The 6,977-nt window shown below is 55.2% G+C and carries 7 protein-coding genes; 4 read left to right on the top strand and 3 right to left on the bottom strand.

Annotated elements, in window-relative coordinates; all coding sequences use genetic code 11:
- The 4 genes from IK012_RS02625 to IK012_RS02610 all read left to right on the top strand — a co-directional run.
- Positions 1 to 382: class I tRNA ligase family protein (locus IK012_RS02625; protein WP_290950050.1), on the top strand; the 382-nt coding region annotated here is incomplete at its 5' end.
- 156 nt (positions 383 to 538) lie between these two features.
- Positions 539 to 727: a hypothetical protein gene (locus IK012_RS02620; protein WP_290950049.1), complete on the top strand. Its 189-nt coding sequence runs from the start codon at positions 539 to 541 to the stop codon at positions 725 to 727.
- A gap of 112 nt (positions 728 to 839) precedes the next feature.
- Positions 840 to 2,522, top strand: coding sequence for a GGDEF domain-containing protein (locus IK012_RS02615; protein ID WP_290950047.1), 1,683 nt, complete (start codon positions 840 to 842; stop codon positions 2,520 to 2,522).
- Between the two features lie 79 nt (positions 2,523 to 2,601).
- Complete coding sequence (locus IK012_RS02610; RefSeq protein WP_290950045.1) at positions 2,602 to 3,807, top strand: hypothetical protein; 1,206 nt, start codon at positions 2,602 to 2,604, stop codon at positions 3,805 to 3,807.
- 6 nt (positions 3,808 to 3,813) lie between these two features.
- Here the strand turns inward: IK012_RS02610 and IK012_RS02605 are convergent, their stop codons facing one another.
- From IK012_RS02605 to IK012_RS02595, 3 genes are read right to left on the bottom strand one after another with little or no spacing between them, the layout of a single operon-like run.
- Entirely contained in the window at positions 3,814 to 4,605 is a 792-nt protein-coding gene (locus IK012_RS02605) for a methyltransferase domain-containing protein (RefSeq protein ID WP_290950043.1), read from the bottom strand.
- Entirely contained in the window at positions 4,602 to 5,891 is a 1,290-nt protein-coding gene (locus IK012_RS02600) for a carboxypeptidase-like regulatory domain-containing protein (protein WP_290950040.1), read from the bottom strand. The genes IK012_RS02605 and IK012_RS02600 overlap by 4 nt, the downstream gene beginning before the upstream one ends.
- The gene (locus IK012_RS02595) at positions 5,888 to 6,736 is read right to left on the bottom strand and encodes a TIGR02147 family protein (protein WP_173379640.1); all 849 of its coding nucleotides are present in this window, start codon (positions 6,734 to 6,736) and stop codon (positions 5,888 to 5,890) included. Before IK012_RS02595 ends, IK012_RS02600 begins: the two co-directional genes overlap by 4 nt.
- Positions 6,737 to 6,977 lie beyond the last annotated feature (241 nt).

The raw sequence follows: 6,977 nt of genomic DNA, 5'->3' as shown, positions 1-6,977 counted from the left end.
CCAGTTGATGATTTTCAACAACGAAATGATGAAGATGGACAAGCGCTACCGCGAACCGTGCGAAACCTTCGTGAAGTTGCTGCACCCGTTTGCCCCGCATATCGCCGAAGAAATGTGGAGCATCCTCGGTCACAACGAATCCCTCACGAACGTCGCCTGGCCGGAAGCCGACCACTCCAAGGCTGTGGAAAACACCGTGGAAGTCGTGTTCCAGGTGAACGGCAAGGTCCGCGCCAAGGCATCCGTTGCCAAGGACATGGACAAGGCCGCCCTCGAAAAACTCGCCATGGAAAACGATAGAATGAAGGAGTTTATGGCGGGTAAGACTGTCGTGAAGTCCATCGTCGTCCCGGGCAAGCTCGTGAACATCGTGGTCAAGTAGTTGCAAGCCGAGTGCAGCGGAATCGCTTGCGAGTCCATTGCCGAGGCGTAGGCTACTGTGACGAAGTTGCGAAGTCGAAGGATCTAGCCCCTCAATTGTCATCCTGGAGCGTCCGAAGGACGCGATAGGATCCACAAAGCATTAAAAAGGCGTTCCATGCGGGACGCTTTTTTTTACAAGGAATTTAACTCCACTCATCACTGGGGCGAGGATGATATCAATTACCGCTTTGTGGAATTTGACGAGCGGAAAATCAACGGGGAATATGTTGTGGTGGATTTCTTGCCTCCGGATGACACCTCCTGTGGCAAGTTCGTAAATTACGCTGTTTTGAGGTTGCCGTGATTCGCGTTTTGTTTTTGGATGTTTGTTTTTTGTCGAAAAAGGGGCTTTTTCTTTTTGATAACGTAAATTTTTTGTTATTCTTCCCCAAAAAGGTGTTATTTTTATTACAACGATGCAGAACAAGGTAAAAATAATCCTCGCTTGGGTATTGGCCGTCTGCTTTTTGGTCTGTTCCCTGGCAGCGTTCCTGGCGGTACGCGGGAACGGTCTTTCCCCGTCGATTGAACGCCTGAATGTTGGCGCCGTGGCCCTTTATAAGGGCGATACGATTGAGGTGCCTTCCATATCGCAGTTTAAGTCCCCGGAGAACACGCGCTTTGGCGATTCCCTCGTGCTGCGGTTTGACCTGCCGCAGTATTCCGCTTCCCCCATGACGCTCCGGATGCGTTCTGTGCATATGGCCTTCAACGTGTTTACGGGCGGCGAAAAGATTTATTCCTTCGGCAACGACCTCGCTTCGCGCGGGAAGTTCATCGGTAGCGGATTCCACTATATACACCTGCCGAAATCCGCTTCCGGAAAGCCGCTCGAAATTCGTGCGTTCTTTGCTATAGATGACAGCCGTCGGGCTTTTTCGGAATTTGACCTGTTTCCGACGGAATACGCGAACAGCGATTATTTTGCTCGCCATGTTTTTGCGCTTGTTGTGGGAGCGTTCCTCACCATGTTCGGCATTCTCGCCTTGCTGGTCGGTGTGGCGACCACGTTCTACGGTATCTCGGCGGTTCGCGTCATGATGATTGGGCTCCTGTCCAATTCGCTTGGCCTCTGGACGCTTTGCCACATGAAGCTGTTGCAGATTATTTCTTTCAACCTGACGCTCAATTCTGCGCTGGAATACCTTAGCCTCTACTTCGCGCCGCTACCGTTCTGCTTCTTGCTCCTGAACATGCGCAAAGGTAAGATCAGTGCATGGAAATGGTGGGGCATTTTCGGGTTTGTCGTCGTTGGTTTCGTGCTCCTGCTGGTGAATGCGACCCTGCACTTTACGGGCGTGCTTGCGTTCCCCAAGACGCTTCCGTGCTTCCATGTCTATGTCGCTACCGGAATGATATACTTGATTTTCACGGGGGCGCTGTACAGTTCCAAGATGGATCGTTCCGGGAAGATTCTCACGCTGGGCGTCGTCTTTTTTGCATCGGTGGCGGGGTTCGACCTGATCCGCTACAACCTGTGCCTGACCTACTCGCTGGAAAATACCCCGCTCGAGATGACGTGGCTTCCGCTCGGCGCGCTTATATTTGTGGTGCTGCTGGTGGCGAGCTACCTGGTGTACCTGTTCCATATTCTTGAGGACAAGGCCGAGAAGGACGTGCTTTCGACCATGGCCTACGTGGACTCGCTTACGGGGCTTTTCAATCGTGCGAAGTGCCTGCAGATTTTCGGTTTCCTGGACAAGTCTACGGCTGATTTCGCAATCGTGAGCATCGACCTGAACGGGCTCAAGATGGTGAACGACCATTACGGACATGCTGTCGGCGACAACTTGATAAAGGCCTTCTCCGTCGTGCTCAAGCAGGCGTTTACGGGCATCGGGACGACCATCCGCATGGGAGGCGACGAATTTTTGGCTATTGTCCGAAACGAGCATGTCGCCGACTTGCCCGCGGCTATCGAAAAATTGCAGAATCTGCAGAAGAACTGCAAGGAAGAGCTGCCTGTCCCTCTGGAGGCGGCGTACGGGATTGCCTACCATAGCGAGACGAACGGGGATGCCGATTCGGTCTACCGCGCGGCGGACAAGCGTATGTACGAAATGAAAACGACGATGAAATCCAAACTTGTACGCAAGTAGACGCCATTCTGGCGGTGTCGGCGGTTTGGTCGCTCCGAAAAATTTATATATATTCTTGAATAAACGATTCGGGTGGTTTATGATGAAAAAAACAGCTATTTTGGCAATTGCGGGAGTTACGCTTGCCTTTTGGGGTTGTGCGAAGACGCTCTACCTCCAGAGCGAAGATGTATTCAAGGGAAAGACGGGCGTTATCGGCGTTTTCCGGCAGCCGGCCTTCTATTGCAGCGAGGCGACTCCGCATTACATGAAACTTGGCGATTCTACCTTCGTGGTGAAGCCGACATGGAGCGATGAACAGGACAACGTGTTCTTTGCGCCCATCAAGCCGGGCCCGGCGACGCTTTACAGCTACAGCTACAACTGCGGCGAGCACGAGAACAAGTTTGTCCTGGATTCGTCGACGGCGAACAAGGGCGCATCCGGCTTGATTATCCCGGAGCAGGGCCTGTGCAAGATCGTGATTTCGTTCTTGCAGGGCGACAAGCTCTTCTCGCACGACGATGCCCTTATCGAAGAGGAATTCAAGAAGGCGGAAGTCGCCGTCAGGGCTTCCGAAATTCCGTATTGCGAGGTGTTGCGCGGTGACGGTTCCAAGGTGAGCTTCGCGGACCGCGATTCCCTGCTGACCGAACAGTACAAGGCGGCTGTCGAGGCGGCGAAGGACGGCGGGTGCGACGATATCCGTCCGCTGGTCATCATTGATTCTACCTCCGACAAGGTGACTTGGAATCCGGAAAAGGACAAGGTGTTGATGGTTGTCGCCCACGACACTCCCGATTCCTACGAGCCCGGAAAGCCTGTCACTGTCGAAAACGGCTTGCGCGTGTTCTCCGACCGCGAATTCCTGGACTGGTACAGGCTGAACAAGTCCGATGTGAGGAACTGGCCCTTGAGGCTCCGCCAGCTGCTCGGGCTTTCGCGCGAAGACAAGATTACTCACTTCTCCACGCTCTGGGTCGACCCCAAGAACATAATCAGGCCGGCTTACAATCCCGATATCACGAGTTCCGAGATGGCTTGCCGCTTCGAGGACGGCGATGACTCGCAACTGGATTCGATCGGCATGTGGCACAGGAACTGGTTCGACAAGGCCTGGTCGACAAGCTACAGGAGCAGGGGAGGACACCCGTGGACGCGCCTGGGCTACACCTACGACTGGGGTGCCGAAGGTCGCGACAAGTATGGGCTTTCGGAATTCCTCGTGATTGGCGATGCGACGGTGAACGTGCATACGACGAAGGACCTGAAGACCTTCGTGAGGTGGCTCGGCGACCGCAACTAGGTTCCGCTAAGTTTGATTGACGACGACCCGCCACAATTGCTGGCGGGCGTTTTTGTACTTGCGCTCGAAGGCGGTAATCGCGTGCTCCGGCTCGAACGCCTCGCGGGTGATTGTCTTCCACGTCGGTATGGCATGGTCGGGCATGGCTCCGGGAGCCTCCCTTACAACCCGCACGGCTTCCGCAAATTCCTGTGCGTAGATTTCCCAGTTGGTGCGCAACTCGATGGTATCGCCGAGCGAAAGGAGCGTCTGGAAAATCGGGTGCAGGTGGAACCTTCGCGTGGCCTCGCTCTGTTTGGGCCAGGGGTTGGGATAGTAGAGCGCGTGGTAGGGAATGTGCCAGCGGCCCGTGCGAACTTCTTCGAGGGCGAGCCTCCAGAAGTCGAGCAGTTCGGCGCGCACGAGGAATGCGTTGGGCGGGAGCTGACCTGCGTCGCTTGAAGCCGTGCCGCCGGCTTTTGTCAGTCGGGCCGCGGACTTGTCTATCCCGATGACGGGGGCGCCCGGGAATTTCTTTGCGATGTTCAGGGTGCTTTCGCCCGTGCCGCAACCTGAATCGAGAATCACGTCGTAGGGGGCGTGGACGGCACGGTCTTCGTTCCATGCGCGGCCTGCGTTCCCGTAGAACTTGCAGACGAATTCGACCGCCTGCGCGAAAGCTTCACGCGTGTGGTCGGCGATGGGGCGCAGGTATTGCGTGCGCATGTACTTGCGCACGGCGCTCTCGAGATCTTTGTAGATGCCTTCTTGATTGGTAGAGACCGCGCGCGGGCCTGCGGATTGGCTTGCCGGCATCATTTTTTCCAGATGCTCAGTCTCTTGCCGCCGATGAGCTCGATGTCGTCGAGCCAAAAGTCGACCCTTTCATCGTTGTTCGCCTTGAATCTCCAGACGAGCTGGTTCACGCAGGTGTACGAGAACCTGTCGTCCAGGATATCGGCGAGCGAGATGGTCGTCTTTTTCCAGGTTTCGGAGAGGTTGAATTTGTACTCCGCGATGATGCGGTTGTCGATATCTTGCGTTTCGTCGATTGCGCCGAATATGATGGTTCCGGTTCCCTTGGCGCGGAATGCGACGGAGTCAACGGAAGAGATATCGTTGCAGAGCGTCTTTTTGCTCTTGCCGAGTTCGATGCCGACGGTAGCCCAGGGCCATATCGTCGTCTTGTTTGTGGAATCCTTGATGGGATCGCCGAACTTCGCCGCGACGTGTGCCACGATGTTGCCGTTGTCGTTTTCGAGGAGGAACCGGTGCAGCGTGTCTTTCGTGGTGATGAATTCGGGCGTGACGTTTTGCTTGGAGAAGTCGAAATACCACCAGCCGCCGTCGTATGTGCGCGCGGGCATGAACCTGTTCTGATAGTTGGAATCCTGGAAGTCGTCGAGCAGGAGCGAACGGCTTTCTTCGGCGAACGTACTTGCGGTGGAGGTCTCGCCTGCGACGACCTTCATGTAGGTGCAGCTCGTGTCGATTTTCTCGTCGCTCGGGATGAACACGAGGCTCAGAGGACCTGCAGGCAGGGAATCGAGCGTGAACTTGCCGTCGACGACGCTGGCCTCGTGTGCCAGTCCGCGGACCTTGATGATGCCGGTCTTCTCCTGGACGGAGCCGGAGACGGAAACGGTCTTTTCAAGGCTCGCGTTCTTGAGGTCGATGTCTTCGCCGTCGATGATGATTTCTTTCTGGAAGGCCATGTCGCCCGCAGTGGCCTCGAGGATGTACTCGCCGTTGGGGATGTTCTCGAAAAGGACGTTGCCCTTGGAGTCGGTGTTTGCCGTATGGACGGAATTGGCTTCGAGGCTTTCGCTTTCGATAAGGCGGACAGTCACCTGCGCTGCCGGCTTGCCTTCGGAAATAATCTGGGCCGTAATGGCGTTACCGGCATCGGTTCCGCTTGGGCCACCGCCCGCGGTCTGAGGATCGGTACACGCGCTGAGGGTGGCACCCGCCGTAAGCGCACATGCAAATACCGCAAAGAACCTTGCGCTCCCTGCAATTTTTAATGGAAATTTTTGGCAGCCAGCGGTGCCCATGTCCCAAAGATACAAAAATGCGGAGGGAATCTTGTGGAGTAAGTGCATCATTTTGCCTCCTCCCCACCGGTCGCCGGGTCATCCACTTTGTCCGACAGCGGGAACATCGCGATATTCATGGCGTAGACGCGGTCGGCCCGTTCGCTCTTGCGGGCGAACTGCAGGAGCCCGCGGCGGAATTCCTCGATGCGGTGCTTGATTTCGGGCAGGTCTTCTTCGGCGGCGGTGAACACCACGCTCGAGATGTCGCGTTCTTCTGGTTTGTGGCGGTCGATGGATTCCTGCGCGAGCTCGATGGTGTGCCTGTGGAAGTTGCGCACGGCCTGGCTCTTGACTTCTCCACCGGTAGAAAGTATCTGGTCGGTGATATTCCAGCCGCCGTTGCCGTCGGGGGCTACAAGCCCGAGCTTCTTGAGGATTTCGAGCGCGCTGCGGGCCTCGTCCTGCGAGATGGGCGGGTTCAGGTGCGATGCGACCTTGGTGATGTCGCTGGTGTCCTTGGTGAGCCCGATGAGGGCGCGGAGTGCGGAACAGCTCCAGCTGCCGAAGTAGGCGAGTTCCGGCTCGGTGAGCACGCGCGTTTCCATTTCGCGCAGTTCCATGAGCCTGTAATAGAGCTCGGACATGGCCTGCTTGGCCTTGGTCTTGTTGAACCGGTAGAGGGTCTTGAAATATTCGGCCCTGCGGTCGTCGAGTTTGCAGAGGCGGATGAACACGGGGAGCGAGTCCTCGTTCAGGTGTCCGCCTTTCTGGAATACGCGAACGAGCCAGGCAGGATCCACACCTGTCTTCTGGCTCAGGTAGCGATAGCTAGTGAAGGGGTTGTCTTTTTTGCTTTCGGCGAACCAATCCTTCAAAAAATCGCGATATTCAAGATACTCCAGTACGTCGACCATACCTATAATCTACCTAAAACTACAAAAAAAGGGGTTTTAAGGGCCAAAACTGTTGATTTTCCGTTGCATGGCGCTCAACAAATGGCTAAAAAACGTCAAAAAAAGGCAAAAAAACGCCTCTAAAAAGGCTCTGAAAAAGGCTCCAAAAACAGGTCGGAAAATATTCTGACTCTCAAAACACGCTTAGGACAAAAAAATTTGCTATAAATAAATGAAAATTTGTATATAAACTATCTTCGTC

The sequence above is a fragment of the Fibrobacter sp. genome (assembly GCF_017551775.1).
Classification (GTDB): Bacteria; Fibrobacterota; Fibrobacteria; order Fibrobacterales; family Fibrobacteraceae; genus Fibrobacter.
The sequence above is the reverse complement of the archived record's forward strand: the minus strand, read 5'-3'. Positions and strand labels throughout refer to the sequence as shown.

What these genes read in the sequence shown, in the direction of transcription:
- IK012_RS02610 (WP_290950045.1), top strand. Translation starts at nt 2,602, where the DNA reads ATGATGAAAAAAACAGCTATTTTGGCAATTGCGGGAGTTACGCTTGCC.
- IK012_RS02600 (WP_290950040.1), bottom strand. Translation starts at nt 5,891, where the DNA reads ATGATGCACTTACTCCACAAGATTCCCTCCGCATTTTTGTATCTTTGG.
- IK012_RS02615 (WP_290950047.1), top strand. Translation starts at nt 840, where the DNA reads ATGCAGAACAAGGTAAAAATAATCCTCGCTTGGGTATTGGCCGTCTGC.
- IK012_RS02595 (WP_173379640.1), bottom strand. Translation starts at nt 6,736, where the DNA reads ATGGTCGACGTACTGGAGTATCTTGAATATCGCGATTTTTTGAAGGAT.
- IK012_RS02605 (WP_290950043.1), bottom strand. Translation starts at nt 4,605, where the DNA reads ATGATGCCGGCAAGCCAATCCGCAGGCCCGCGCGCGGTCTCTACCAAT.
- IK012_RS02620 (WP_290950049.1), top strand. Translation starts at nt 539, where the DNA reads ATGCGGGACGCTTTTTTTTACAAGGAATTTAACTCCACTCATCACTGG.